This is a genomic window from Pseudorhodobacter sp. W20_MBD10_FR17 (genome assembly GCF_052119765.1).
In the GTDB taxonomy this organism is placed as follows: domain Bacteria; phylum Pseudomonadota; class Alphaproteobacteria; order Rhodobacterales; family Rhodobacteraceae; genus Pseudorhodobacter.
Genome location: NZ_JBGQOQ010000007.1, coordinates 1 through 25,361 on the forward strand (window position 1 = coordinate 1; position 25,361 = coordinate 25,361).

Annotated in this window: 26 protein-coding genes; 19 read left to right on the forward strand and 7 right to left on the reverse strand. The window is 58.5% G+C overall.

The features are described 5' to 3' along the window. Positions 1-308 precede the first annotated feature (308 nt). Complete coding sequence (locus ACEN2J_RS06235) at positions 309-797, reverse strand: hypothetical protein (RefSeq protein ID WP_442104173.1); 489 nt, start codon at positions 795-797, stop codon at positions 309-311. A gap of 575 nt (positions 798-1,372) precedes the next feature. Between ACEN2J_RS06235 and ACEN2J_RS06240 the strand changes: the two genes are divergently transcribed. The 9 genes from ACEN2J_RS06240 to ACEN2J_RS06280 all read left to right on the forward strand — a co-directional run bounded on the left by ACEN2J_RS06240 (position 1,373) and on the right by ACEN2J_RS06280 (position 7,875). Further along, positions 1,373-2,455 (forward strand): DUF2793 domain-containing protein, encoded by a 1,083-nt coding sequence (locus ACEN2J_RS06240; RefSeq protein WP_442104175.1) that lies wholly within the window; start codon positions 1,373-1,375, stop codon positions 2,453-2,455. 155 nt (positions 2,456-2,610) lie between these two features. Then, entirely contained in the window at positions 2,611-3,225 is a 615-nt protein-coding gene (locus tag ACEN2J_RS06245) for a ribonuclease D (protein ID WP_442104177.1), read from the forward strand. Positions 3,226-3,326: 101 nt separating this feature from the next. Continuing rightward, positions 3,327-3,935: an LPS export ABC transporter periplasmic protein LptC gene (gene lptC / locus ACEN2J_RS06250; RefSeq protein ID WP_442104179.1), complete on the forward strand. Its 609-nt coding sequence runs from the start codon at positions 3,327-3,329 to the stop codon at positions 3,933-3,935. Positions 3,936-3,953: 18 nt separating this feature from the next. Beyond that, on the forward strand, positions 3,954-4,454 hold the full coding sequence (locus ACEN2J_RS06255; RefSeq protein ID WP_442104180.1) for an LptA/OstA family protein: 501 nt from the start codon (positions 3,954-3,956) through the stop codon (positions 4,452-4,454). Further along, the gene (gene lptB, locus ACEN2J_RS06260; RefSeq protein ID WP_442104182.1) at positions 4,454-5,206 is read left to right on the forward strand and encodes an LPS export ABC transporter ATP-binding protein; all 753 of its coding nucleotides are present in this window, start codon (positions 4,454-4,456) and stop codon (positions 5,204-5,206) included. Before ACEN2J_RS06255 ends, lptB begins: the two co-directional genes overlap by 1 nt. Before the next feature lie 274 nt (positions 5,207-5,480). After that, the gene (hpf, locus tag ACEN2J_RS06265) at positions 5,481-6,056 is read left to right on the forward strand and encodes a ribosome hibernation-promoting factor, HPF/YfiA family (RefSeq protein WP_442104183.1); all 576 of its coding nucleotides are present in this window, start codon (positions 5,481-5,483) and stop codon (positions 6,054-6,056) included. 30 nt (positions 6,057-6,086) lie between these two features. Beyond that, the gene (locus tag ACEN2J_RS06270) at positions 6,087-6,551 is read left to right on the forward strand and encodes a PTS sugar transporter subunit IIA (protein WP_442104184.1); all 465 of its coding nucleotides are present in this window, start codon (positions 6,087-6,089) and stop codon (positions 6,549-6,551) included. Between the two features lie 9 nt (positions 6,552-6,560). Next, positions 6,561-7,589 carry a tRNA epoxyqueuosine(34) reductase QueG gene (queG, locus tag ACEN2J_RS06275; protein ID WP_442104186.1) on the forward strand — a complete coding sequence of 343 codons (1,029 nt, stop codon included), beginning with the start codon at positions 6,561-6,563 and terminating at the stop codon, positions 7,587-7,589. A gap of 91 nt (positions 7,590-7,680) precedes the next feature. Continuing rightward, positions 7,681-7,875: a hypothetical protein gene (locus ACEN2J_RS06280; protein ID WP_442104187.1), complete on the forward strand. Its 195-nt coding sequence runs from the start codon at positions 7,681-7,683 to the stop codon at positions 7,873-7,875. 43 nt (positions 7,876-7,918) lie between these two features. On the opposite strand, the gene ACEN2J_RS06285 is transcribed toward ACEN2J_RS06280, so the two are convergent. Beyond that, positions 7,919-8,785, reverse strand: a complete 867-nt coding sequence (locus ACEN2J_RS06285) for a branched-chain amino acid aminotransferase (RefSeq protein ID WP_442104189.1) — start codon at positions 8,783-8,785, stop codon at positions 7,919-7,921. 155 nt (positions 8,786-8,940) lie between these two features. Between ACEN2J_RS06285 and ACEN2J_RS06290 the strand changes: the two genes are divergently transcribed. The 7 genes from ACEN2J_RS06290 to dxs all read left to right on the forward strand — a co-directional run bounded on the left by ACEN2J_RS06290 (position 8,941) and on the right by dxs (position 14,814). After that, entirely contained in the window at positions 8,941-9,450 is a 510-nt protein-coding gene (locus tag ACEN2J_RS06290) for a MarR family winged helix-turn-helix transcriptional regulator (protein ID WP_442104434.1), read from the forward strand. Beyond that, entirely contained in the window at positions 9,450-10,160 is a 711-nt protein-coding gene (locus ACEN2J_RS06295) for a response regulator (RefSeq protein ID WP_442104436.1), read from the forward strand. Before ACEN2J_RS06290 ends, ACEN2J_RS06295 begins: the two co-directional genes overlap by 1 nt. Before the next feature lie 82 nt (positions 10,161-10,242). Next, positions 10,243-10,737, forward strand: a complete 495-nt coding sequence (locus ACEN2J_RS06300) for a hypothetical protein (protein ID WP_442104191.1) — start codon at positions 10,243-10,245, stop codon at positions 10,735-10,737. Positions 10,738-10,839: 102 nt separating this feature from the next. Then, positions 10,840-11,772, forward strand: coding sequence for a histone deacetylase family protein (locus ACEN2J_RS06305; RefSeq protein WP_442104192.1), 933 nt, complete (start codon positions 10,840-10,842; stop codon positions 11,770-11,772). Continuing rightward, positions 11,762-12,025, forward strand: a complete 264-nt coding sequence (locus tag ACEN2J_RS06310) for an exodeoxyribonuclease VII small subunit (RefSeq protein ID WP_442104194.1) — start codon at positions 11,762-11,764, stop codon at positions 12,023-12,025. The genes ACEN2J_RS06305 and ACEN2J_RS06310 overlap by 11 nt, the downstream gene beginning before the upstream one ends. Next, a complete protein-coding gene (locus ACEN2J_RS06315; RefSeq protein WP_442104196.1) occupies positions 12,022-12,885 on the forward strand; it encodes a polyprenyl synthetase family protein in 864 nt (287 codons plus the stop codon). Before ACEN2J_RS06310 ends, ACEN2J_RS06315 begins: the two co-directional genes overlap by 4 nt. A gap of 15 nt (positions 12,886-12,900) precedes the next feature. Continuing rightward, on the forward strand, positions 12,901-14,814 hold the full coding sequence (gene dxs / locus ACEN2J_RS06320) for a 1-deoxy-D-xylulose-5-phosphate synthase (protein ID WP_442104197.1): 1,914 nt from the start codon (positions 12,901-12,903) through the stop codon (positions 14,812-14,814). Between the two features lie 58 nt (positions 14,815-14,872). Here dxs and ACEN2J_RS06325 read toward each other — a convergent pair whose 3' ends face one another. The 4 genes from ACEN2J_RS06325 to ACEN2J_RS06340 all read right to left on the reverse strand — a co-directional run bounded on the left by ACEN2J_RS06325 (position 14,873) and on the right by ACEN2J_RS06340 (position 22,078). Next, positions 14,873-15,748, reverse strand: a complete 876-nt coding sequence (locus tag ACEN2J_RS06325; protein WP_442104199.1) for a transglutaminase family protein — start codon at positions 15,746-15,748, stop codon at positions 14,873-14,875. Between the two features lie 3 nt (positions 15,749-15,751). Continuing rightward, positions 15,752-18,112: a circularly permuted type 2 ATP-grasp protein gene (locus tag ACEN2J_RS06330; protein WP_442104201.1), complete on the reverse strand. Its 2,361-nt coding sequence runs from the start codon at positions 18,110-18,112 to the stop codon at positions 15,752-15,754. Positions 18,113-18,115: 3 nt separating this feature from the next. Next, the gene (locus tag ACEN2J_RS06335; RefSeq protein ID WP_442104203.1) at positions 18,116-21,433 is read right to left on the reverse strand and encodes a transglutaminase family protein; all 3,318 of its coding nucleotides are present in this window, start codon (positions 21,431-21,433) and stop codon (positions 18,116-18,118) included. A gap of 165 nt (positions 21,434-21,598) precedes the next feature. After that, complete coding sequence (locus ACEN2J_RS06340; protein WP_442104205.1) at positions 21,599-22,078, reverse strand: VOC family protein; 480 nt, start codon at positions 22,076-22,078, stop codon at positions 21,599-21,601. Between the two features lie 94 nt (positions 22,079-22,172). On the opposite strand from ACEN2J_RS06340, the gene ACEN2J_RS06345 reads away from it, so the two are divergent. After that, positions 22,173-23,192 (forward strand): glycosyltransferase family 2 protein, encoded by a 1,020-nt coding sequence (locus tag ACEN2J_RS06345; protein WP_442104206.1) that lies wholly within the window; start codon positions 22,173-22,175, stop codon positions 23,190-23,192. Here the strand turns inward: ACEN2J_RS06345 and dapB are convergent. After that, complete coding sequence (gene dapB, locus ACEN2J_RS06350; protein ID WP_442104207.1) at positions 23,181-23,990, reverse strand: 4-hydroxy-tetrahydrodipicolinate reductase; 810 nt, start codon at positions 23,988-23,990, stop codon at positions 23,181-23,183. The genes ACEN2J_RS06345 and dapB overlap by 12 nt on opposite strands. Positions 23,991-24,222: 232 nt before the next feature. Here dapB and rbfA point away from each other — a divergent pair, with 232 nt between their 5' ends. Further along, complete coding sequence (rbfA, locus tag ACEN2J_RS06355) at positions 24,223-24,642, forward strand: 30S ribosome-binding factor RbfA (protein WP_442104208.1); 420 nt, start codon at positions 24,223-24,225, stop codon at positions 24,640-24,642. Beyond that, complete coding sequence (locus tag ACEN2J_RS06360; RefSeq protein WP_442104210.1) at positions 24,629-25,360, forward strand: phosphodiester glycosidase family protein; 732 nt, start codon at positions 24,629-24,631, stop codon at positions 25,358-25,360. The genes rbfA and ACEN2J_RS06360 overlap by 14 nt, the downstream gene beginning before the upstream one ends. Position 25,361: the final 1 nt, after the last annotated feature.

Below are 25,361 nucleotides of genomic sequence, written 5' to 3' on the forward strand. Positions count from 1 at the left end.
GCCGCAACGCCGAAAGTTTACCACTTTGCCAAGCGCCAGTGTCAATTTGGATGCATTGCGCAGAAATGTCGGGCGTGTCGGGACAGGTTTGCGACTCAGCTAAGATGCTTGTGTTGGGTTTCGTGTCGCTTGGATCATCTATATTGCGCCGATCTGTGCGTCGTAAGGCATCTGATCCTTTTTATACCTAAAACTTGCCTGAAACTGCGTCACTTCGTGCTTTGGGTATCCGGTCGTCAGCGCTGGATACTGCTTAGCGCGTGGTCCGAACTTGCCGGATCACGTCACTACGGCAGGCCTTAATCGTCTTACGCCTCGGTACATGGCCTTGCGCCCATAGCGATCGCCTGAGCGCCAGAGATTGTGTAATAACTTCCGGTGCGCATGCGGGCCTCGGACATGAACCAACCGCGTATTTGGCTAGGGTAATAGGCCGCCATTTGGCGTGAAACGCGTTCAAATTCTTGCCGGGGAAGGGGGATGCCTTGCAACCGCGTGCTTGGCCCGTGAAAGCCGAGTTTAGCTGTTCGGGAGACGCATGTATTGGGCAATCCAAGGTAAAGGGTGCATGCCGAAACGCAGGTTCCCAAAATTCTGACCCGTGTGCCTGCCGCCCGCAATTGTTCAACTTTGGCCATGCGCTGGGACACAACGCCGCCCATGTCGTTGCGGATATCAAGAGCCAAAACCGCATTAGCGCTGGCGATGCCAGACACAAAAGCAGCGAGCAGGATGGATTTATGAAAGACGCGTTGCACGGTGTTGCGTGCGCCGCGGGGCGCATTGAAAAGTGTCATGATCTGGTTGCTCCGGTTGGATTAGGCCAAGCCGAGCCATCAGAGAGGCTCGACGCGAATGGCTTATTTCACCGCAGCGGCCAGTCTTGTTTGCGCCCAATTAGCGTCTGGATTTTGACTTAATCCATTATTTTAACTCAATTTTTTTTAAAGTTCTGCCTCGGGCCTCGCTAACGAATGGTTAAGGTTTTGCCATTTCATATGTGTTGCGCACGGCGTGTGACTTGGGGCCCAGTGGGGCCTGCAATCGGGCTTTGGTTCTGCTAACCCTAAAGGTGCAGACAGATGAGGACGTGCCATTTTGGGTTGGCGAGGTGCCACAGCCCCATGCATTCCAGCGGGTGCCCGCGCGTCACTTAATGCTTCTGGCCCAACGCGGTACGAATGCATTTGGTGTCTGGAATATGGCAGATGATTTGCACAGGGCGATCGTGCGGGCAGCGCCGGTGGGTTTGGCACTGCAACCAATTGCACAGCCTTTGAATAGTAAACGCAGCGCCCGCAAAGGTAGGTGGCTGTGAACCTTGAACGGCAAAGCTGGGGCCCGATCCATAACAGCTCGTGAGGCGCATTTCATGTCTATTACATCGGCCCGGCTTGGGCTGCCCTACCTTATGCCGGCGCAGGCCCAAAAGCACGTTACCCATAATGAGGCGCTGCAATATCTTGATGCTTTAACCCAGCTGGTGGTTGAAGGTATTGGCGAGACTGTCCCGCCTGTTTTGCCCGTCACTGGGGCGGTTTATGCATTGGGCGCGGCCCCTCTCAACGCTTGGGCCGGTCACGCCAACCAGCTTGCCTATTGGGCCGAGACAGCTTGGCTGTTTTTTGACCCGTCAGAGGGGTGGCAGGCGTGGGATAGTGCGACGAATGCCCTTTACGTCTTTCAGGGCGGGCAGTGGGTAAGGCCCGCGCTTTTGTTGCAAAACCTGCCGGGGGTGGGCATTGGCACCACATCGGATGCCAGTAACAAGCTGTCGGTTTCGGCTGATGCGACCTTGCTGAACAACGCGGGGGCGGGGCATCAACTGAAGTTGAACAAATCCGGCTTGGGCGACACGGCGTCGCTGTTGTATCAAACCGGCTTTGTGGGTCATGCCGAGTTGGGCTTGACCGGAGACAACAGCTTTCATGTGAAGGTTTCCGCCGATGGCAGTGCGTGGACTGAGGCGCTTGTGGTGAATGCGGCAAGCGGGTTGGTCAGCGGTGCAGCGGTGCAGGCGAATGCCCAAGATACCACCGCTGGGCGCCTTGCGCGGGCGGATTATGTCTATGGGAAAGGGTCGCTTTTGGGAACGGTCGGGTTGACCGGAGGCGTGCCAACCGGCGCGGTGATCCAGCGCGGTAGTACTGCAAATGGCGAGTTTACGCGGTTTGCCGATGGAACGCAGATCTGCTGGTTTACGGCGTCTGTTGGCGGGCTGACGACTGCCGATGGTGCTATGTTTACCACCAGCGCGAACCAAACCTGGACCTTTCCAGCGGCCTTTAGCACAGCACCGCAGGTTTGGGGGGCGGGGCAACGCAGCAGCGGGGCATCAGGCGTTTCGATGCGCGCGGCCCCAACGACAACCTCGGTGGCGTGGCGGCCATGGGCAACGGCGTCTACGTCGGGTGCTTATGGCAGCATGTTGGTTGCCATTGGCCGTTGGGCTTAACGCTTTATTTCAAGATAATTGTGTCGAGGGCATTGGGGTTGCCCTCGACCGCGGAAAGTGGGCCTTGTGGCTGGCGTAATATCTTTGCCCGCCCTTGGCTTTTGCCACCCGCCCAACCTATAAAGGCGCAACCTGCCCCCTTGAAAGCAACCCCAATGACCATTCATCTTTATCAAAACGATTTGCCTGATGGGCTGAACCTTGGCGCTGTCGTGGCGATTGATACGGAAACTATGGGCCTTGATCCGCGCCGCGACCGGCTGTGTGTGGTGCAGCTTTCCTCGGGCGATGGGAATGCGCATCTGGTGCAGATTGCCAAAGGGCAAACCTCGGCCCCGAATTTGGAACGCTTGCTGACTGACCCTGCGGTGACCAAGCTGTTCCACTTTGGCCGGTTTGATATTGCGGCCCTGAAGAACGCGTTTGGCGTGGTGACGGCGCCTGTCTGGTGCACGAAAATCGCATCGCGTTTGGTGCGCACCTTTACCGATCGTCACGGGCTGAAATATTTGTTGTCCGAGTTGGTGGGCGTTGATGTGTCGAAACAGCAGCAAACCTCGGATTGGGGCGCGGCCAAGCTGACCGACGCGCAAAAGGATTATGCGGCATCCGATGTGCTGTATTTGCACCGGCTAAAGGCCGCGCTCGAGGCGCGGTTGATCCGCGAAGACCGGATGGACCTTGCCAACCGTTTGTTCCATTTTCTGCCGACGCGCGCCGAGCTGGATTTGATGGGCTATAACGAGCCGCTTGATATTTTTCACCACTGAGCGGGGCATTCGGCGAAACGGCGCCGTGTTTTCTGGCAAGGCTTGGCGCTTTTGCCTGCAATGCCTATGTTAAGGGTAACTTCCACTCGCCAGAGGGCGCGATGACAAAATACGACAATTTCCATTCCACAGCGGTTGCATGGCTAAAGGTAGCCCTGCCACTGCTGGCGCTTGCGATTTTGTCGACGCTTTTTCTGGTCTCACGCACGATTGACCCATCAGACGCCATCCCCTTTGCCGAGGTCGACATCGCCGACCGCGTGCGCGAGCCGCGCCTAACCGCGCCCGCTTGGGCCGGCGTTACCGATGACGGTGCCGCCCTGACGATCGCGGCAGCTGAGGCCCGTCCCGGACAAAACGGCGGGGGTGCCAACGCCTCCGCGCTTGTTGTTGACTTGGCGACGCCGGATGGGGGCAGCTCTAAGCTGGTGGCCGCCCATGGCGTGATAGATAGCGTATTGCAGGCGCTGACGGTTTCGGGGGGCGTTACCATCACCACCTCGACGGGTTATGAGTTGGAAACCGAAGCGATGACCGCCGCGTTGGATCGCACGTCGCTGATGAGTGATACGGCTGTTGCAGGCACTGGCCCTGCCGGCAAACTATCCGCAGGCGCGATGGAACTTCGTCAGGCAAACGATGGCACAGATAACTATGTTCTTCTGTTGAAAAATGGCGTTAAACTGTCATACCAACCCTTAGCGCAATAAAAAAAATTAGGACCGGGCATGTTACAGGTATTTCGGCTTAGCGCAGTTTTGGCATTTTTTGCCCTTGTTCCCGGTTTGGGCCTGGCACAGGGCGCAAGCGTAGCCTTTGGCGGGCTAAAGCAAGATACCTCGCTTCCGGTTGAAGTGTCGGCCGATCAGCTTGCTGTTAATCAGGCTGATGGAACGGCCGTATTTTCCGGCAATGTTTTGGTTGGCCAAGGCGGGATGCGGCTGGCGGCTGGGCGGGTCAAGGTCGAATATACGGCCGATGGCAGCGGCATTTCCAAGCTTTTCGCCAGCGAAGGCGTCACCCTGACCAACGCAACCGATGCGGCCGAGTCGCGTGAGGCTGTCTATACGATTGACAGCGGCAACGTGGTGATGACGGGCGATGTCTTGCTGACGCAAGGCGGCAGTGCGCTGTCGGGGCAAAAGCTGGTGATTGACCTAAAGGCCGGAACGGGCGTGATGGAGGGTCGTGTGCAAACCGTCTTTCAGCCGGGGAAAGCGAAGAACTGATGCCAGAGCTGAAGGTGACGTCCGGCGACGCAGGGCTGCATATCGAAAACCTGCGTAAAAGCTATAAAAAGCGGCCGGTCATTCGTGATGTGTCGATGCATTTGAACCGCGGTGAAGTGGTGGCGTTGCTGGGGCCGAACGGCTCGGGCAAGACCACGTGTTTTTACGCGATTGCAGGGCTGGTTTCCCCCGAGGGCGGCAAGGTCTTGATTGACGGCTATGACGTGACGTCGCTGCCCATGTACCGCCGCGCGCGGCTTGGCATCGGCTATTTGCCGCAAGAGGTCAGTATTTTTCGCGGGCTTTCGGTCGAGGATAACATACTTGCCGTGCTGGAAATCACCTTGGATGACCGCCACAAACGGCGCGAGCGTCTGGAAGAGCTGCTGTCTGAGTTTTCCATCACCCACCTGCGCCGTGCCTCGGCGCTTGCGCTGTCGGGGGGCGAACGGCGGCGAGTTGAAATCGCGCGCTGCTTGGCGGCAGACCCGAAGTATTTGCTGTTGGATGAACCCTTTGCCGGCGTTGACCCGATTGCTGTGGGCGAAATCCGGCATTTGGTTAGCGATTTGAAACGTCGCGGCATTGGTGTTTTGATCACCGATCACAATGTCCGCGAAACGCTGGAAATCGTAGACCGAGCGTATATTTTGCATGACGGCACAGTGCTGATGAGCGGCACCACAGATGAGGTCGTGCGCGATGAAAATGTGCGTCGTGTATATCTGGGCCAAAATTTTCGGATCAGCTAGGGCGTTTCCCGGCATTCCGTTAACCAATTATACATTTCTTCACGACAGCGTGGCAGAGCGTAAAATTATGACAAGTAATCATTGACAAGGCGGCCTTCTGTATCGCCAAATACCCTTGATGCTCGTGTGAACCGAACCAGTCGAATTCACTGTGACATTGGTTTAACCGCCGATGATCAAAGGACTTTATTGTACTGGTTTGATTTCTAACCTGTATCTGCGGGGCACTTTGCAAGGTGCGAGGCGCCCTTTGTCGAACCACGAAGGAGGAACTATGCGGTATCAGATTAGCGGACGGCAAATTGACATCGGTGATGCACTTCAAACCCATGTGAAGTCAGAGCTTGGCGAAACGGTTGAGAAGTACGCACTGCGCCCGACCGAGGCCGTCATCATCTTTTCGCGTAGCGGCCATGAGATTGTTTGTGAATCCACGATCCATTTGTCTACCGGCCTGAATGCACAGGCCAAAGGCCATGCCAACGACATCTACGCCGCCTTCGAATCCTGCCGCGAAAAAATGGATAAGCAGCTGCGCCGCTACAAGCGCCGTTTGCGTGATCACCACCGCGACCGCGTAACGCCTGTTGAATTCGACGGCGGTTCCTCTTATATCCTCGCGGCGAATGAGGAACACGGCGACAACGAGCCCGAGTCACTTCAGCCCATGATTATCGCCGAGATGGAGACCAAGGTTCCGACCGTCTCTGTCGGCGAAGCAGTCATGCAGCTGGAACTGGCGGGCGAGCGGATGCTGGTGTTTCGCAACTCGAAACATGGCGGGGTGAACGTCGTCTACCGTCGTGATGATGGTAACGTCGGCTGGATTGACCCGCGCAACACGAAGTAAAACGCCGTTGGCGTGGGATAAAAGCAGACCATGGAACTAACCAATCTCTTGGCGCCCGGTGCCGTGCGCATCGTTAGCCACCTGACCAGTAAGAAACGCCTTTTCCAAGAAATTGGTGAGGTTTTCTCCTCGGTCCATGGTCTGAACGCCTCGATCGCCGTTGATGGCTTGCAAGAACGCGAAAGCCTTGGCCCGACCGGTGTGGGCCATGGCATCGCATTGCCGCATGCGCGGTTGCAGGAATTGGAAAAGATTATCGGCGTGTTTTTGCGGCTGGAAAAGCCGTTGGATTACGATTCGGTTGATCGTCAGCCTGTTGATTTGGTGTTTGCGCTGTTCGCGCCCAAAGATTCGGGCGTTGACCACCTAAAGGCGCTGGCCCTTGTGTCGCGGACCATGCGGGATGCGAATGTTGTGACCAAGCTGCGCGCCAATAGCGACCCGGCAAAGCTCTATGCGATTCTAACCGAAGCCCGCGCGCCCCAAGCGGCCTAGATCAGGCCGGTGGATACCACAGCCTTTCGCGAAAAACTTCAGGCCCGCGCGTTGGACGAGGGATTTTCGGCTATGGGTATTTGCGCGCCAGATGCCACACCCCATACGGCCCAACGCCTGTCGGAGTATGTCGAGCTTGGCCGTCATGGCCAAATGGGCTGGATGGCAGAACGGATGTCATGGCGGGGTTCGGCGGCAGCGCTGTGGCCGCAGGCGCGCTCGGTTATTATGCTGGCCGAGGTGTATACCCCCGAAAATAACCCGTTGGATGTGTTGGAGCAGCGCGACCGTGCTGCCGTGTCGGTCTATGCCCAGGGGCGCGATTACCATGATCTGGTGAAAAAACGTCTGAAACGGCTGGGCCGCTGGATGGTTGAGCAAACGGGTGCCGAGATTAAGGTGTTCGTTGATACCGCCCCCGTGATGGAAAAGCCGCTGGCACAGGCGGCGGGCTTGGGCTGGCAGGGCAAGCACACGAACCTGTTGTCGCGTGATCTGGGCAACTGGTTTTTCCTCGGCTCCATTTTTACCACGCTAGACCTGCCCAAAGATGCGCCTGAGACCAGCCATTGCGGCAATTGCACCGCTTGCCTTGATATTTGCCCCACCAACGCTTTTCCCGCGCCCTATCAGCTGGATGCGCGGCGCTGCATTTCTTATCTGACGATTGAACATAAAGGCCCGATTGCCCCCGATTTGCGGCCTTTGCTGGGCAACCGCATTTATGGCTGTGATGATTGCCTTGCGGTTTGCCCGTGGAACAAGTTTGCGGTGGCTGCATCAGAAATCGGCTATGCCCGCCGCGTTGGTGCGCCACATTTGGCCGAGCTTGCTGCCTTGGATGATGCCGCCTTTCGCACCTTGTTTTCAGGCAGCCCCGTCAAACGGATAGGCCGCGACAGGTTTACCCGTAACGTGCTCTATGCCATTGGAAATTCGGGTGATCCGGCGCTGATTGACGCTGCCAAGCCCCACTTGAACGACCCAGACGGCACAGTGGCCGATGCCGCCGCCTGGGCCATAAGCCGCCTGTCATAGCCGGCAACCCTTGGCCTAGCCTGCAACTTGCAGGCGACTTGGGGCGTTTTCCATGCTACAGTTCAAATATTGAAACCGGTAGGAGGACCCAATGACCAAGCACCTTGCAGATCATCGAAGCGCGCCCGAAACCGCGCGTAAAAAGCATTTCTGGGCTATTGAGCAGCGCGGCGACAAAGACACGCCGCACCCGACCATTCGTGCCCTGAACCAACGGCCACATGACCATAACGACGGCGCGCGGGTTCAACAGTATTTGCGCATTGACCGTGGTGTTAGCGCCTAGCCATCGGGCAGGCCCGGACAGCAAAGCCCGGGCCATTTTTGTATCAGCGGCGTACCAGCGCCTCATATTCAGATGAAATATCGCGCGTCATTTGGCCGACCTCAAAATTGTAGTCGCCAATCTGCCCCACGGGCGTAATCTCGGCGGCTGTACCAGTCAGCCAGCATTGCTGCATACCTTCCAGCTCGCTTGCTTCAATCCGGCGTTCCTGTACCTCAACGCCCTTTTCCTTTAGCATCCCGATCACGGTTTGCCGCGTGATGCCGTTCAAGATGCCATCGGCCAGCGGTGTATGCACCACGCCATCCTTCACGAAAAAGATGTTCGCGCCCGTCGCCTCGGCCACATAGCCGCGATAGTCAAACATCATCGCATCTGAACACCCCTTGGCCTCGGCCGCATGTTTCGACATGGTGCAGATCATATAGAGCCCCGCCGCTTTGGCCGCATGGGGGATGGTTTCGGGGCTGGGGCGCTTCCATTTCGCGATGTCCAGCTTGGCGCCGCGCGTCTTGGCATCACCGTAATAGTTGCCCCATTCCCACACCGCAATCGCCAGATGGATCGGGTTGCGCTTGCTTGCCACGCCCATATCTTCGCCAGCGCCACGCCACGCGATGGGGCGCACATAGGCGTTGGTCAAGCCGTTGGCCTTTAGCGTTGCCTCTTTGGCAACCTCAATTTCTGCCACCGACCATGGCAGTTCCATATCCAGCAGGGCACCCGAATTGCGCAGACGCTCGGAATGCTCAACCGATTTGAAGATCTTGCCATTATAGCAGCGCTCGCCTTCAAACACGGAGGAGGCGTAGTGCATCGCGTGCGTCAGAATATGGACCTTGGCGCTGCGCCAATCGACCAATTCGCCATCCATCCAGATTTTACCATCGCGATTATCATAGCCAGTCATGTCGGCACCCCTTGCAATATTTTCCATATATTGCGCTAACTAGGTCCGTAATGGACATAAAGTTACGCAAAATCGAAAAATCGCTAACAGCGGGGGCTTGGAAAGTCAACAAGGCTGACATAAAATCGCGCAAAATGGCAGGTGTGGTGCAAGTGATGGAAAACTCTCAGGGCGGTGCAAGTCACAGCGAAAACTTGCTGTTTCTAACCGATGATCAGTTGCGCAAAGGGATTGAGGCGATGTTTTTCGCCTATCGCGGTTTCACCTCGGACCCTGATCGCATTCTGGAAGGTATGGATTACGGCCGCGCCCATCACCGCGCCCTGCATTTCATTCACCGCAGTCCCGGCACCACCGTTAACAATTTGCTGGCTATTTTGGCTGTAACAAAGCAATCCCTGAATCGCGTGTTGCGCGGGTTGATAGAGGATGGTTTGGTCGAAAGTCGGGTTGGCCGCAGTGATAAACGTGAACGTCATTTGCACCTTACCCCAAAAGGCGCCGAGTTAGAGCGCGGTCTTTCCGATGCCCAGCGTGCCCGCATGCGTGCGGCCTATCGCGCAGCAGGGCCGGGTGCGGTACAAGGATTTCGACAAGTGTTAGAGGCGATGATGGACGAACAAGCGCGGCGGCAGTATCAAAGCCTGAAGGAGAATACCCTATGATCCCCGAACCTCAGGCGCATTTGCTGGTTGTTGACGATGATGAGCGCATTCGCGGCTTGCTGCAAAAATTCCTGATGCGTCACGGCTTTTTGGTGACAATCGCGCGGGATGGTGCGCAAGCGCGGCGGCTGCTGGACGGGTTGGAATTTGATATGATCATCATGGATGTGATGATGCCCGGCATTGATGGTATCGCACTGACGCGTGAGTTCCGGCAAAAGCTGTCTGCGCCGATCATGCTGCTTACCGCGCGTGACGAAACCAACAGTCGCATTGAGGGGCTAGAGGCGGGGGCCGATGATTATCTGTCCAAACCGTTTGAACCAAAGGAGCTGTTGCTGCGCATCAACGCCATTCTGCGCCGCGTTCCGCAAGTGCAATCCGAGGTGGGGCCGAAAATGCTGCACCTTGGCATGGTGCGCTATGATATTGACCGTGGAGAGCTGTGGCATGGCGGTGACCCCGTGCGCCTAACGGCAACCGAGGCGCAGTTGATGCGCATTTTTGCTGCCCAACCCGGCCAGCCGATTGCGCGCGAGACGCTTGCCGGCGATTTGGGTCGCGATAGCACGGCCGAAGAAAAGACCGGCCAAGAACGCGCCGTTGATGTTCAGATAACCCGTCTGCGCCGCAAGATTGAAAACGACCCTAAACAACCGCGTTACCTGCAAACCGTGCGCGGTGCGGGGTATATGCTTGCGCCTGATTAGGCATCAATCTGGTGGCGCTGAAATAATCCTTTGACATTACCCCCGCTATCGACAGACTAACCAGAACACAGGGGGACGAGGGATGATCATAAAAACAATAGGGGCCGCGCTTTTTGCGGGGTCGGTATTTGCGACAATGGCGTCAGCGCAAGAGTTGGAGCATTGGGGGTCTTCTGACTTTTTTGATGTGATGATTGATCCAAGTTTGGGCAACGGTTGCTTGCTACAAGGCGAATTTGTCGATGGGTCGTTGGTACGTATCGGCCTGGATCGTACGACTGGCTTTGGCTATGTGACCGTGTTTAACACGGCTTGGGGTGATATTGAGGACGGGGGCATGTACCCGATCGACTTCACACTTGATGGCGAGCAATACAGCGGCGAAGCCAAGGGTATGTATCTGAACGGCGTTCCCGGCGCAGATATTGAATTCGACAATGTTGATTTCTTCATGTCAATCGCCCAACGCCAGACCATGACAATGTACCACGATGGTCAGGAAGTGTTGTCGATTGACCTTACCGGCACGATGGCGGGCTTGGATGCCGTGCTGGAATGTCAGGATGAACAAGGCTGACGTGACTCTGATTGTTCTAACACTGTACTAATCCCAATTTAGACACGGCAAAGGGCTAACACCCTTGGCGGTTATTGATAGGTAAATGCAAAGTAACGACTCTTGGTAACCGCTTATTTTACCCATTCCAGTTGTGACGATCACGTATCGCCAGCGGGCCACCCAGAGCAGGTGGCCCGCTTGGCAGCTGTTGCCAAAGGATTGGCTGGGATTGACCTGTTGCGGCTAGACGCCCCTTTGGGCCGTCTTGCCGATGTTCTGCGCTGTCACCCGCAAACCTATATTGATCGGGTGCGGGCAGCCGTGCCTGCACAAGGCTGGGCGTCGCTAGATGGTGATACCTATCTGGCACCCGGATCCTACACTGCGGCCTTGCGCGGGGTGGGTGCGGGGTGTGCCGCTGTTGATATCGTCTTGTCGGGTCAGGCCACCAATGCCTTTGTCGCCACGCGGCCACCGGGCCATCATGCCGAAACCGAAACAGCCATGGGGTTTTGCATATTTGGCACCGTCGCCATTGCTGCCAAATATGCGTTGGACCATCACAGGTTAAACCGCGTGGCGATTGTCGATTTTGACGTGCATCACGGCAATGGCACCCAAGATGTGCTGTGGGATGAGCCCCGCGTGCTGTTCGCCTCATCCCACCAAATGCCGCTGTATCCGGGGACGGGGGCTGCGCATGAAACCGGCGCATATGGCCAAATCATCAACCTGCCGCTGCGCCCGAACAGCACCGGCGCAGATATGCGCGCCGCCTATGCCGCGTATATCTTGCCGCAAATTGACGCCTTTGCACCGGAATTGATTCTCGTTTCCGCCGGTTTTGATGCCCACCGTGATGATCCCTTGGCCAATCTGAACTGGTCTACGGGCGATTTCACTTGGCTGACCGAACGTATTTGTGACCTCGCCGATCGTCATTGCGCGGGGCGGGTGGTGTCGGCCTTAGAGGGCGGTTATGATCTGCCAGCGCTGGCGGCTGCAACTGCCGCCCATGTGACAGTATTGAAGGAACGCGGACATGCCCGATAAAGCACCCGATAAAGCAAACGACAAGCCAGTCGCCGAGATGAGTTTTGAAGAAGCGATGAGTGCGCTTGAGCAAGTTGTATCATCGCTTGAACGCGGCGAGGTTCCGCTAGAGGCGTCGATTGCATTGTATGAACGCGGCGCTGCCTTAAAGGCGCATTGCGCGTCCAAACTGAAAGAGGCCGAGGATAAGGTCGAAATGATCCGCGCCAAGGATGGCCAAGCCATCGGCACCACCCCGGCGGAGGGGATGTGACGTTTCCCGATCTTTTAGCCACCTCTAGCCGGCTGATAAAGGCGCGGCTGGATGCGGCATTGAACGGGCTGGATGATGAACCTGTGATTCACGCCATGCGCTATGCGGTACAAGGCGGCAAAGGGTTGCGCGGGTTTTTCGTGCTGGAATCGGCCGCTTTGCATGGTATCGCGCCGGAAAATGCTGTGGCCGCTGCGGCGGCGATAGAGGCAATGCATGCCTATTCGCTGATTCATGATGATCTGCCTTGCATGGATGATGACGACCTGCGCCGCGGTCTGCCCACTGTTCATCGCAAATGGGATGAGGCCGTGGCTGTTCTGGCCGGTGACGCGCTGCAATCGCTCTCGTTCGAGTTGTTGACCGATCCGGCGCTTGGCCCCAACCGTTTGCCCCTGATTGCGGGTATAGCAAAAGCGGCTGGTGCGCGTGGCATGGTGCTGGGCCAAGCGCTGGATATCGCCGCCGAGACTGCTGCTGTACCATTGACCTTGCCGCAAATCACCCGTTTGCAAGTGGGGAAAACCGGTGCCTTGTTTGAATGGTCGGCCACGGCTGGTGCAGTGCTGGCGGGTGCCGATGCCGGACCCTTGGGGCGATATGCCGCCGCGATGGGCCTTGCCTTTCAGATTGCCGATGACATCTTGGATGTAACGGGTGATGCCTCCAAAGCAGGCAAACGGCTGGGCAAAGATGCCGACGCAGGCAAAGCTACTTTTGTCTCGCTTTTGGGATTGGCGGGTGCGAAATCTCGTGCCGCTGCCCTGATTGACGAGGCTACAACCGCCCTTGCACCTTACGGCGCGCGGGCTGAAAATTTGACTGCGGCGGCACGGTTCGTGATCGCCCGCGACAGCTGACCTCAGGGGGGCAGAATGACCGACAGACCCAAAACCCCGATGCTGGACCGCGTGACCTTGCCGTCCGACCTGAAACCCCTGTCGGACCGCGAATTACGGCAAGTGGCCGATGAGCTGCGGGCCGAAACGATTTCGGCGGTGTCGGTCACGGGTGGGCATTTGGGTGCAGGGCTGGGTGTGGTGGAATTGACCGTGGCGCTGCATGCGGTTTTTGATACCCCGCGCGACAAAATTATCTGGGATGTCGGCCACCAATGCTATCCCCATAAAATTCTGACGGGGCGGCGTGATCGTATTCGTACCCTGCGCACCGAGGGTGGGCTTTCGGGCTTTACCAAACGCTCGGAGTCGCCCTACGACCCGTTTGGCGCGGCGCACAGCTCCACCTCAATCTCGGCAGCACTCGGCTTTGCTGTGGCGGCTGATCTGGGGGGAGATCCGGGGGATGCGGTGGCCGTGATCGGTGACGGATCGATGAGCGCGGGCATGGCCTTTGAGGCGATGAACAACGCGGGCCACCTGAAAAAACGGCTGTTTGTGGTGCTGAATGACAATGAAATGTCGATTGCCCCGCCGGTGGGGGCAATGTCATCCTATCTGTCGCGCCTCTATGCTGGCGCGCCGTTTCAAGATTTGAAAGCCGTCGCCAAGGGGGCTGTCAGCTTCTTGCCCGAACCGTTCCAAGAAGGCGCACGGCGGGCAAAAGAGATGCTGAAAGGCATGACCGTCGGCGGAACTTTGTTTGAGGAATTGGGCTTTTCCTATATCGGCCCGATTGACGGGCATGATCTGGATATTCTGCTGCCGGTTTTGCGCACCGTGCATGACCGCGCCAAAGGGCCGATGCTGATCCATGTGATCACGAAAAAGGGCAAAGGCTATGCCCCCGCTGAAAAGGCCCGCGACAAAGGCCATGCCACGGCCAAGTTTGACGTGCTGACAGGCGAGCAGAAAAAGACACCCTCGAACGCGCCCAGCTATACCTCGGTTTTTGCGCGTGCCTTGATGGATGAGGCCGCGCGCGATGATAAAATCGTGGCGGTTACGGCGGCTATGCCGGATGGCACAGGGCTGAACCTGTTTGCCGAACGCTTTCCGCGGCGTTGCTTCGATGTAGGGATTGCAGAACAACACGCGGTGACGTTTTCGGCTGGTATGGCGGCGGCCGGGTTAAAGCCGTTCTGTGCGCTGTATTCGACATTTCTGCAGCGCGGCTATGACCAAGTGGTGCATGACGTGGCCATCCAGCGGCTGCCGGTGCGGTTTGCCATTGATCGGGCCGGCCTTGTCGGTGCTGACGGGGCCACACATGCCGGCGCGTTTGATGTGGCGTTTCTGGCGAACCTGCCCGGAATGGTCGTGATGGCCGCAGCAGATGAGGCCGAACTGGTGCATATGGTCGCCACGGCGGCGGCGCATGACGACGGGCCGATTGCCTTCCGGTTCCCGCGTGGTGAGGGCGTAGGCGTCGAGATGCCGGAACGCGGCATTCCGCTGGAAATCGGCAAAGGGCGGATCGTGCAAAAGGGTGCACGCGTCGCGATTTTGTCATTCGGTACGCGGCTGGCCGAGGTGCGCAAAGCGGCCGAGAGCTTGGCACTTAAAGGGATCACGCCCACGGTCGCCGATGCCCGATTTGCCAAGCCTTTGGATCGCGATATGATCCTTGATCTGGCCGCAAACCATGAGGTTTTGATAACGGTTGAGGAAGGCGCTGTTGGTGGATTTGGTAGTCATGTGGCCCAGCTTTTGGCCGATGAGGGCGTGTTTGATCGCGGGCTGAAATATCGGTCTATGGTGCTGCCGGATATCTTTATCGACCAAGCCAGCCCCGAGCGGATGTATGAGGTGGCGGGCATGGACGCCGCGCAGATCGAGGGCAAGGTGCTAGAGGTTTTGGGCGTCTCAGTTGTAAGAAAACAGGCGTAAAGGCGGATTATTGAACCGTTAGTTTGGGGTGAAATCGAGGTGTACCCCGACCACACCCCTATTCCACAGGGGCGACATCGACCGTCTGTTTGGCCTTGGGCGCGCCGGAAGAACGGAGATGGCCCAAGATTGGGCTGACGTCGGCGTAATCGCGGCCATAGCCTACGGTGATGTGGTCGGTACTGGCGAGTGTGGCGTTGGTGGGGTCGTATTCGATCCAGCCCATGCCGGTGCCACACCATGCCTTTACCCATGCGTGCATAGCGTCAACGCCGACAAGGCGTGGCTTGCCGGGTGGCGGTAGGGTGCGCAGGTAGCCGCTGACATAGCCCGCCGGAATGCCCAAGGATTGCAGAGCGATAATCATGATATGTGTGAAATCCTGGCACACGCCGCTGCGTTGGGCAAAGGCCTGCGACGCGGTGGTATCAACCGTCGTGGCCGCGGAATCAAAGCGCATCGCCGCATGGAGGGCCTGACCTAGGCGGATGGTGGTTTGGGCCACGGTTTCATCGGGGCGGGTCACATCACGGGCAAAGGCGGCGATGTCTGTGTCTGGCCTAAGCCGGTAGGACGACCCGAGGAAATGCACGGGCGATGTGGCGGAAAGATCGCGGCACATGCGGACCTGATCAAGTAGTCGGCTGAGGTTGGGCGAGATGTCGTTCCACGGCAATGGGGGGGGCATTTCGACGCGGCAGGTCATGGTGATGGTCATGTCCAGATGCGGCTCGGTATGGGTAAGCTCGGTGACGGAGGTGCCGAAAAAATCGGTGCGGTCTTGGCGGGTTTCGGGCAGCGGCAAAGCCGTTATCAGATGTGATGTCAGGGTTTGGGTTGGCCCCGATTGCGGCACGAGCCGCAGCAGGTGGCGGCTGTTGCCCGCAGGCTGGGCGTAGCTGTGGGTGAGCGTCAGGCTGATATCATAAAGCATGGTCTATACCAGATGCGTGGCGGTTAGCGTATCGGCTAAGGCCCAGATATCATAGGTCATGTGCGTCAGGCTTTCAGGGGTAAGGCTGTTAGTGTCGGCGGTGGCAAGTTGCGTTTCCAGCAGCAGTACTTGGCTGGCGACGCGGGTAAGGCGGTGGCTTTCGGCATGGCCAGGTAGGCCGGTTATGTGGCGGCGCGCGCGGCTGATATGGTAGCGGATGGCGCGGGGGTTTTGATCATCCAGCGCCAGCAGGTCCAGCACCGAGGCGGTATCGGCAAAGATGGAAAAGCGGGTGCGGTGGGTGATGACGCTGTCGCCGATTTCGAGTGCGAGGTCGAGCGCGCCTTCGGGGGCATCGGGCGCGGTAAGATGCGACAGGGTTTTCGCCATAGAGCTGGCCCGTTCCAGCGACATGCCAAGGCTGAGAAAGCGCCAGCCATCCGAATTATACATGTTTTCGTGGACGAGGCCTGCAAAGCCCGCGATTTTACGCAAAAGGATGCTTATCTCGCGCGGGAGTTCATCGGGCGGGGTAATGCGGCTGTTAAAGCTGTCGCTTTCCGCCACAAGGTCGCGCAGGGCCATCATGCCATCGGGCGAAAAACGGTCGCCGATTTTAGCGGCAGCGCGTAGCGCGTGGGTAAGCGGGTCCCCAAAGCGGGAGGCGAGTTTTGCGGGCGTGGCATCGTCCATCGGGCCAGCCCGCAAAAATCGCAAAAGCGGAGAGGCATCGGTGGCACCATCGTTGATGCGGGCAAAATAGGCGCGGAACAGGCGCATGTTCAGTTCGGCCCGTTCGACATAGCGGCCAAGCCAGAAAAGGTTGTCGGCGGCACGGCTGGGCAGGGCGCGGTTGGCGGTTTGGCGCAGCGTTTGGGTTGCAGGCAGCAGGGTGGGCTTGTGCACCGGTTGGTCGCTGACCACCCAAACATCGGCCACTTTGCCGCCTTGCTGCATGGCAAAGGCTTTGGCGTCATCGCCTGCGCTAACCCGCGCATAACCGCCCGGCATTACCTGCCAGCCATTACTGGTGCGGGCCATGAAAATGCGCAGGCTAAGGGGGCGGGCAACAAGCTGGCCGTTTTCATAGGTGGGGGTGGTGGATAGCGTCACCGCCTCTTGGCCCACCAGTTGCGCGCCCGAGGAGTTGAGCAGTTCGGGCAGCCCTGCCTGTTGCGGGGCGATGGCGGTGCTGTCGGGGCTAGCCATCAGCGGGATGGTGGAAAAGGCCGAGCCGATCATCATGCGGTCGCGGTTGGCAAGGACGTAGTCACGCGCGCTTTGCTGGCCGCACCACCATGTCGCGATATTGGGCATGGCCAGCGGTTCGCCCAGTAATTTGCGTGCGATTTTTGGCAAAAAAGCCATGAGCGCGCGGGTTTCCAGCACACCGCTGCCCAGCATGTTGACCATCCGCAAGCTTTGACTGCGCAGCGCATCCAGCAGTCCCGGCGTGCCAAGCAATGATCCGGGGTCCAGTTCCAGCGGGTCACACAGCGCGCCGGGCAGGCGGTTCCACAGCAGGGTCACGGGCTTTGGCCCAGCCACGGTGCGCACCATTGCACGGCCGTTTTGAACGGTTAAATCCTCGCCTTCAACCAGCAACAGGCCCAAATACCGCGCGATATAGGCGTGTTCGGCATAGTTTTGGTTCATCTGGCCGGGCGAGAGGATAGCGATTTCGCCATCGGTCTTACCGCGCATTGAAAACAGGGTTTTCTGAAATTCCTGAAAGAACCCTGCCAAACGGTGAATGTTCGCCCCCGCGAAATGGTTGGGGAACGCGCGGGTCATCGCCATGCGGTTTTCCAGCGCAAAGCCAGCGGTGCTTGGGGCCTCAACCAGATCAGAGATCACCCACCATTTGTTATCCGGTCCGCGCCCGATTTCAAAGGAGAGCAGGTTTAGCCAATGCCGTGCGGCAGGTTTCACCCCGACCAAGGGCCGCAGCCACGCGGGGTTTTGGGCCAGCAAGCTTGCGGGTAGGTCGCCATCTGCGACCAGTTTATTTTCGCCATAAAGGTCACGGACCACAAGCTCCAACAGGTCGGCGCGTTGGGTCAGGCCCTTGGCGATCGTTGCCCATTCATCCTCGGCCAGTATTACTGGAATATGGCTCAGGGGCCATTCGCGCTCGGTGGAAACGGCTTCGTCATATTGGCGGTACAGCACGCCTGCATCGCGCAAATATTGGTCGCCGCGGGCAAAGCGTTTGGCCAAATCACTGTGCTGCAACCCGCAAATATGCGTGGTGAATTCGGCCCAAACCGGTTTTACGCGGCCTTGCGCATCCAACATCTCATCCCGCCCGTTTGACGCAGTGGTATAAGTGGCCAAAAGGGCGGGCGAGACGTTGGGGTGCATGGGTTACAGGCCGGGTCTGCGCCGCAGATCGAGCGTCATTGGAAACTCGGGGTGCGGTGTTTCCGGCGCGGGGGTATAGGCGCCGGTGGTGTGGCCCATCGGTTCAAACCGGCTCAGACGGCGGGCCTCTGCCTCATTTCCATTGACCGGAAAGGTATCAAAGCTGCGTCCGCCGGGGTGGGCAACGTGATAGCGGCAGCCCCCCAAAGAACGCCCTGTCCATGTGTCATAGATATCAAAGGTTAGGGGCGCGTCCACTTCCAGCACGGGGTGCATCGACATCGCGGGTTTCCACGCTTTAAAGCGCACAGCCCCCACGGTTTCGCCGGTTTTAGCGGTTTTTTGCAGTGGCACCATGCGCTGGTTTGCCGTCACGCGATAACGGTCGGGGTTGGCCCCTGACAGTTTTACCTGAAGCCGTTCGACCGAGCTGTCAGTATAGCGCACAGTTCCCCCAATCGCACCGGTTTCGCCCATCACATGCCACGGCTCTAACGCTTGGCGCAGTTCCAGTGTGACACCTTCATAGGTCACCTCGCCGCAGAAAGGGAAGCGGAATTCAGCCTGCGCCGCAAACCATGCGGGGTCAAGGTTCATGTCATGGGCCTTTAGGTCGCCCAGAACATCCAAGAAATCATCCCAAATAAAGGCTGGCAGCATAAAGCGATCATGCAGCGTGGTGCCCCAACGCGTCAGGTTGCCGCTGATCGGGTTTTCCCAGCAACGCGCAATAATGGCGCGCAGCAGAACTTGCTGCGCAAGGCTCATCCTCGGGTTTGGCGGCATCTCAAACCCGCGAAATTCCACAAGGCCAAGGCGGCCTGTAGGGCCATCGGGCGAAAAGAGTTTGTCGATGCAAATCTCGGTCCGGTGGGTGTTGCCGGTAACGTCAATCAGGCTGTTGCGCAGCAAACGGTCGGTCAGCCATGGCGGCGGCGGGGTGCCGTCGGTGGGTGGCCAAATTTGGTCAAGCGCGATTTCCAACTCATACAGCGCATCGTGGCGGGCCTCATCTATCCGCGGCGCCTGCGAGGTGGGGCCGACGAAAGTGCCTGCGAACAGGTAGGACATGCTGGGGTGGCGCTGCCAAAACAGGATCAGGCTTTTCAGCAGATCAGGGCGGCGCAGGAACGGACTATCCAGCACGGTTGCCCCGCCAACAACCACATGGTTGCCGCCGCCGGTGCCAGTGTGGCGGCCGTCGATCATAAATTTATCGGTGCCAAGGCGGCATTGACGGGCCTCTTCATACACGGTTTCCGTGGTGCGTACGCAATCGGCCCAAGTGGCGGCGGGGTGGATGTTTACCTCAATCACGCCCGGATCGGGGGCGATGCGCATCACCTCAATCCGTGGGTCACTTGGCGGGCTGTAGCCTTCGATAATTACCTTGCAGCCAATGGATTTGGCAGCAGCCTCAGTCGCGGCGATCAGTTCTAGGTAATCCTCTAGCGTCTCAACGGGTGGCATAAACACACAGAGTTTGCCATCGCGGGGCTCAACGGAAATGGCTGTGCGCACACGGCCATCCAGCGAATGGAGCGTTTGTTCCACCACATCTTGGCCCGCAGGGGCACTGGTGCGGCTGGCGATGTCTTGTTCGCGTGCCTCGGGCGCTGCATCAGGGTCGGCCAGCGGTGCGCGGTCAACCGTCGGGTCTTGGGGGTTGATAAACGGATAGGCCGATTCAGGGATATGCGGCAGCGTGCCCAGCGGCAAGCGATAGCCGACAGGGCTGTCACCGGGCACAAGGAACACCTTGCCACGGCGCATATTCCAGACCTCGGACAGCCAGCCTTTGGCCGCGCGGGCCTGCCAGCGCTGAACGGGCAGCACATAACCCGCCGCCGTGGTCAGACCGCGTTCAAACACTTTTGCAATGCGGGCGCGTTCTTCGGGGTCTTTCAGCTTTGAATTTTCAGGCGTCACGTTTTCGGGCAGACTGGCTTCTTTGATGATCCATTCGGCAGGGTCCTCGAACGCGGGCAACACGTTCTCAACCGGCACCTCAAGGTTGCGAGCGATGGCCGTTAGCAGCGCTTGGGCATCATCGGGGCCAATGTTTTCATTGGTATCTTCGCGCGCCAACAGGTTGGCATCACGCCAGATCGGCTTGCCATCCTTGCGCCAGAACAGCGAGAAGGTCCAACGCGGAAGGGTTTCGCCGGGGTACCATTTGCCTTGGCCGTAATGCAGCAAGCCGCCGGTAGAAAACTTATCTTGCAGCTTGCGGATTAGCGTATCGGCCAGCTTGCGTTTGGTCGGGCCAACGGCGGCTGAATTCCACTCGTCGCCCTCAAAATCGTCAATCGACACAAAGGTCGGCTCGCCGCCCATGGTCAGGCGCACATCGCCAGCGGTCAGACGTTTGTCGATGCTGTGGCCAAGGGCGTTCAGCGCGGTCCATGCCTCATCAGAAAACGGTTTGGTAATGCGCGGATGTTCGGCGGTGCGTTTGACCTGCATGTCGAACGAGAACTCAACCTCGGCAAAGCTGGCAACACCAGAGATCGGCGCAGCGTTCTGGTAATGCGGCGTGGCGGCCAGTGGCACATGGCTTTCCCCCGCCAGCAGGCCCGAGGTTGGGTCAAGCCCAACCCAGCCAGCGCCGGGCAGATACACCTCAACCCACGCATGTAGATCAGTAAAGTCGTGGTCGGTGCCTGCGGGGCCATCGATGGCAATCAAATCGGGTTTCAGCTGGATCAGATAGCCCGACACAAACCGTGCGGCAAGGCCGAGGTTGCGCAGCACCTGCACCAACAGCCAGCTGGTATCGCGGCAAGACCCAGCGGCGCGGCCCAGTGTGACCTCAGACGTTTGCACGCCGGGTTCCATGCGGATTTCATAGTTAATTTCATTCGCCAAACGGCTGTTCAGCATCACCAAGAAATCAACCGTCACCATTGGGGCGCGCGAAATGCTGCGGAGCAGGGCATCGAGCAGCGGGCCAACGGGTTCGGGTTTTAAATAGATGCTTAGATCAGGCGCAATTTCGTCGCCGTACGTAAAGGGGAACTTGGTCGCGGCTTCCTCGACAAAGAAATCAAAGGGGTTATAGACCGACATATCGGCAACCAGATCAACCTCAATTTTGAACTCGCGCACCGGTTCGGGAAACACAAAGCGGGCCAGCCAGTTGCCATAGGGGTCTTGTTGATGGTTCACAAAATGTGGTTCCGGCGACACGCGTAGCGCGTGCGAAATGACGCGGGTGCGTGAATGCGGCGCGGGGCGCAGACGGATAATCTGCGGGCCAAGCGTGACTGGGCGGTCATATTTGTAATGGGTCAGGTGGTAGATGCTGGCAGTAATGGACATGTTTTGGGTCTCCTACGCCTCGGACTATGGCTGTGGGGGCAGAGGGGGGCAACCGGAATTAGGCCGAAACCAGCGCCGCGCGTGGATTGCGCGCCTGTTTGTGGGGCAAGTGCCTAAAGCTTGTGCATTGCGGGGGGATTTACTTGGCGCATTTGGTGTGCGTGGTCAACAGGCCGATAGGCGGGCCTGCCATGCCGACCAAGGGCCGATGCCAAAGTCGGGATCGGGGGCATCCTCCAGCACATGGATAAATTCGATTGAGTGGCCGTCGGGGTCTTTGAAATAGACTGAGACGGCGGGCATCCAGCCCAAAACCACAGGTTCGGTGACGGGTTCGCCGTGAAAGCCAAGCGGCTGCACGCCCTGCGCAATAAGGTTTGCAGGCGCGGCCAAAACCCCCGCCTGCGACATCCGAAACGCAAAATGGCCCAGCATGTGCAGCGGCCCTTGGCTGCCTTGCCACAGGCCGAGCATCCCTTGATCACGCCCGCCCACCCAGAAAAACGAGATGCCGCGTGTAGGCACCTGATGCGCCAGTTCCAGCCCCAGCACATCGCGGTAAAACGCGACTGCGCGCGGCAGGTCGGCCACGGTCAGGTGGGTTTCATAGATGCCGGAGATTTGGTTTTTAAAGTTGTTGGGCATTGCCAGAGGTTGCCTGTTTGTCTGCGCCAAAGCAAGGGCTTGCCTTTGGGGCAGGGGCGCTGGCATCTTGGGGTGGGGAAGTAAGGAGTGGCCAGTGATAGCGCGTGTTTTTGCAGGGATTGGGCGGCGTTGGCAGGCCTTTGCTGCGCGGCGGCGCGTGGCGCGCGGCAATCTGGTTGTGCATGGCCCTGCGCAGGTTGATCTGGCCGTGGATGAGGTGGGCGTTGTGTGCTTGATGCGCGATGCTGCCTATTTTGTCGGGTCATTTATTGCGCATCACCGCGCACTTGGCGTGCGCCATATTGTTATTATTGATAACGGGTCCAGTGATGATACCGTGGCGATTGCCGCAGGCTGTGAAGATGTGACAATCATCCGCAATACCTTGCCCGCGAAACACTATGAGGTGTTGTTGCGCACACAGGCCGCCCGCGTGTTTCGCGGCGGTTGGGTGCTGTTTGCCGATGCGGATGAGATGTTTGAGGTGCCGCTGGGGGCGCCTTTGCCGCAGCTGACCGGCTATCTGAACGCGCGTGGGTTTACTGCGATGGTCACGCAGATGCTTGATCTGTTTTCGCCGCTGCCTTATGGCGCGGGCAAGGGGTGGACCTATCCGCAGGTGCTTGCGCAGGCCGATCACTATAGCTTGGGGCAGGTTGTGTCTGTGCCCTACCATGACCACGACCGGATTGGGTTTAGCTGGTTTTTGGCGGGCAATGGCGGCGATGTCGCGCTGAAAATCGGTGGCTTGCGGGCCGAGGTGTTTGGCGAGGCGTGCTTTTTGTCAAAGCATTCCTTGGTGCGTAACGTGGCAGGGGTGCAGCTGATGACCCATCCGCATTGTGCCAGTGGCGTGCAAGTGGCCGATGTGACCGGCCTGCTGCGGCATTACAAATTGGCGGGCGATTATTTGGCGCGGGACAGGGCGTCAGTTGCGGCGGGAACATGGGACCATGCCGAGGATGCCAATCGGTTGGCGGCGGCAGAGGGCGGCGATGCCTTTACAATCCAACCCGCCGCCCCGCAGGTTTACAGCGGCACGGCGGCTTTGGTGGATCAAGGTTTCCTTGAGGCGTCTGATGACTATCGCCGGTTTGTCGCGTCAGAGACCTAAAACATCCATCATATCATATTCACCCGGCTTTTGGCCGATACCCCAAAGGGCGGCCCGCAGCGCGCCACGGGCAAAGATGCTGCGGTCGGTCGCAAGGTGGCGCAGCACGATACGTTCGCCATCGGCGGCAAAAATCACGTCATGTTCACCCACGACATCGCCGCCGCGAATGGCCGCAAAGCCGATGTCGCCACGTTTGCGCGCGCCGGTAATACCATCACGGCCACTGTCACGCACATCCTCCAGCGTCACGCCGCGCCCCTCGGCCGCAGCCTCACCCAGCATCAATGCGGTGCCAGAGGGGGCATCAACTTTCATGCGGTGATGGGCCTCGACGATCTCAATATCCCAATCGGCATCCAGTGCTGCGGCGACTTTTTGGGTCAGGCGGGTCAGCAGGTTCACACCCAGCGACATATTCCCCGCCCGCACAATCACGGCATGGCGGGCGGCAGGGCCGAGCTTGGCAATATCGGCAGGCTCCATACCGGTGGTGCCGATCACATGGACCAAACGCGCCTGCGCGGCTAGGGCGGCAAAGTCCACCGTCGCGGCAGGGGCGGTAAAGTCAATCACGGCTTGGGCCACGGCAAAGGCCTCTAGCGGGTCATCGGTCACTGTGACACCGATCGGGGCCCCGCCCATGGCCTCGCCAACATCACGCCCAATCCACGCATGGCCCGTGCGTTCAACGCAGCCGACCAACCGAGCCTTATCTGACGCAGTGATGGTGCGGATCAGCATTTGCCCCATACGGCCCGAGGCCCCTGTAACAACGATTCCCGGAAGGTCGGTCATGATTTATTCCTCTAAATGCTTTGCGCCTGTTTAGCGCGAAGCGGGTGGATGCGCAAAGCCCCAAGATGCGCCCGATAATGCGCGGCACGTGTCGGCGAAGGCGCGGTTTGCGGGGCATTACGGGCTAACGATGGATGAGATAACGCGCGCTGCATCGCTTTAAGCATAAACCCGCGCGATTCTGGGTGCAGCCCCCGTTGCGGGCCGCCACATAAGCGCTTATGTGGGGCATATGGCAAACAAAAGCTTTACCTCGGCCAAGGGGCCAACGCAGCGCCAACTTCGTGTTGGTGAATTGATCCGCCGGATTTTATCCGAGGTGCTGTCGCGTGGCGATGTGCATGATCCGGATTTGAACCGTCTGTATATCACCGTGGGTGAGGTGCAGATGTCAGCCGATTTGCGGGTGGCCACGGTGCATGTGATGCCGCTGGGTGGCAATGATGTCGAGGGCGCGATTGCGCTGCTCGCGCGTCATCAGGGCGAATTGCGTCACCATGTCAGCAAAGGCATGATCATCAAGCATGTGCCAGAGCTGCGCTTTCGCCGCGATATTACCTTTGACCAGCTCGATGAAACACGCCGCTTGTTAGAGGATGAACGGGTGCGCCGCGATATCGATGCGCCGCCACGCGAAGATGATGACGCTTAAGGCGCTGATTGTTTTTATGGTTTTGGCAGCGCCTGCCGCTGCCGCAACGTGCCGCGATATGGAATTTGAGGCCACACCCTATACGGTCTGCGAAGTTACCGCCGGCCAAGATCTGCGCATCTTTCAGGCCGACGCCCAGGGTGCCGTTTTGGGCAGTTTTGGCCGTGTGAACGGGGTTTTGCAGCCCGAGGGCAAAAAGCTGCAATTTGCGATGAATGCGGGGATGTACCATTCCGACCGTGGGCCGGTGGGGCTGTTGGTCATAGACGGGCATGAGCAACACGGCATTGTCACCTCGGCCGGGCCCGGGAATTTTGGCCTGCTGCCGAATGGTGTGTTTTGCATCCATGAGGGGCGCTTTTCCGTGGTAGAATCGCGCAGATTTAAGGCGCGGCCACCCGCCTGCCGCTATGCGACGCAATCAGGGCCGATGCTGGTGATTGATGGCGCGCTGCACCCGCGCTTTTTGCCCGATAGTGACAGCCGCTATTTCCGCAATGGCGTGGGCGTCTCTGCCGATGGCAACACAGCCTATCTGGCGATTTCGGGGCGCGCGGTAAGTTTTGACGAATTTGGCCGTTTGTTTCGTGACGGTCTGAAAACCCCCAACGCGCTGTATTTTGACGGCAAGATTAGCCGGCTTTACGCCTCCGAACTGGGCCGCGACGATTTTGGCTTTCAGATGGGGCCAATTGTGGGGCTGGTCGAGGAACAATAGC

Bases quoted from the DNA above. Each gene is read 5' to 3' on its own strand.
- ACEN2J_RS06235 (WP_442104173.1), bottom strand. From the start codon at position 797: ATGACACTTTTCAATGCGCCCCGCGGCGCACGCAACACCGTGCAACGC.
- ACEN2J_RS06240 (WP_442104175.1), top strand. From the start codon at position 1,373: ATGTCTATTACATCGGCCCGGCTTGGGCTGCCCTACCTTATGCCGGCG.
- ACEN2J_RS06245 (WP_442104177.1), top strand. From the start codon at position 2,611: ATGACCATTCATCTTTATCAAAACGATTTGCCTGATGGGCTGAACCTT.
- lptC (WP_442104179.1), top strand. From the start codon at position 3,327: ATGACAAAATACGACAATTTCCATTCCACAGCGGTTGCATGGCTAAAG.
- ACEN2J_RS06255 (WP_442104180.1), top strand. From the start codon at position 3,954: ATGTTACAGGTATTTCGGCTTAGCGCAGTTTTGGCATTTTTTGCCCTT.
- lptB (WP_442104182.1), top strand. From the start codon at position 4,454: ATGCCAGAGCTGAAGGTGACGTCCGGCGACGCAGGGCTGCATATCGAA.
- hpf (WP_442104183.1), top strand. From the start codon at position 5,481: ATGCGGTATCAGATTAGCGGACGGCAAATTGACATCGGTGATGCACTT.
- ACEN2J_RS06270 (WP_442104184.1), top strand. From the start codon at position 6,087: ATGGAACTAACCAATCTCTTGGCGCCCGGTGCCGTGCGCATCGTTAGC.
- ACEN2J_RS06280 (WP_442104187.1), top strand. From the start codon at position 7,681: ATGACCAAGCACCTTGCAGATCATCGAAGCGCGCCCGAAACCGCGCGT.
- ACEN2J_RS06285 (WP_442104189.1), bottom strand. From the start codon at position 8,785: ATGACTGGCTATGATAATCGCGATGGTAAAATCTGGATGGATGGCGAA.
- ACEN2J_RS06290 (WP_442104434.1), top strand. From the start codon at position 8,941: ATGGAAAACTCTCAGGGCGGTGCAAGTCACAGCGAAAACTTGCTGTTT.
- ACEN2J_RS06300 (WP_442104191.1), top strand. From the start codon at position 10,243: ATGATCATAAAAACAATAGGGGCCGCGCTTTTTGCGGGGTCGGTATTT.
- ACEN2J_RS06310 (WP_442104194.1), top strand. From the start codon at position 11,762: ATGCCCGATAAAGCACCCGATAAAGCAAACGACAAGCCAGTCGCCGAG.
- dxs (WP_442104197.1), top strand. From the start codon at position 12,901: ATGACCGACAGACCCAAAACCCCGATGCTGGACCGCGTGACCTTGCCG.
- ACEN2J_RS06325 (WP_442104199.1), bottom strand. From the start codon at position 15,748: ATGCTTTATGATATCAGCCTGACGCTCACCCACAGCTACGCCCAGCCT.
- ACEN2J_RS06330 (WP_442104201.1), bottom strand. From the start codon at position 18,112: ATGCACCCCAACGTCTCGCCCGCCCTTTTGGCCACTTATACCACTGCG.
- ACEN2J_RS06335 (WP_442104203.1), bottom strand. From the start codon at position 21,433: ATGTCCATTACTGCCAGCATCTACCACCTGACCCATTACAAATATGAC.
- ACEN2J_RS06340 (WP_442104205.1), bottom strand. From the start codon at position 22,078: ATGCCCAACAACTTTAAAAACCAAATCTCCGGCATCTATGAAACCCAC.
- dapB (WP_442104207.1), bottom strand. From the start codon at position 23,990: ATGACCGACCTTCCGGGAATCGTTGTTACAGGGGCCTCGGGCCGTATG.
- rbfA (WP_442104208.1), top strand. From the start codon at position 24,223: ATGGCAAACAAAAGCTTTACCTCGGCCAAGGGGCCAACGCAGCGCCAA.
- ACEN2J_RS06360 (WP_442104210.1), top strand. From the start codon at position 24,629: ATGATGACGCTTAAGGCGCTGATTGTTTTTATGGTTTTGGCAGCGCCT.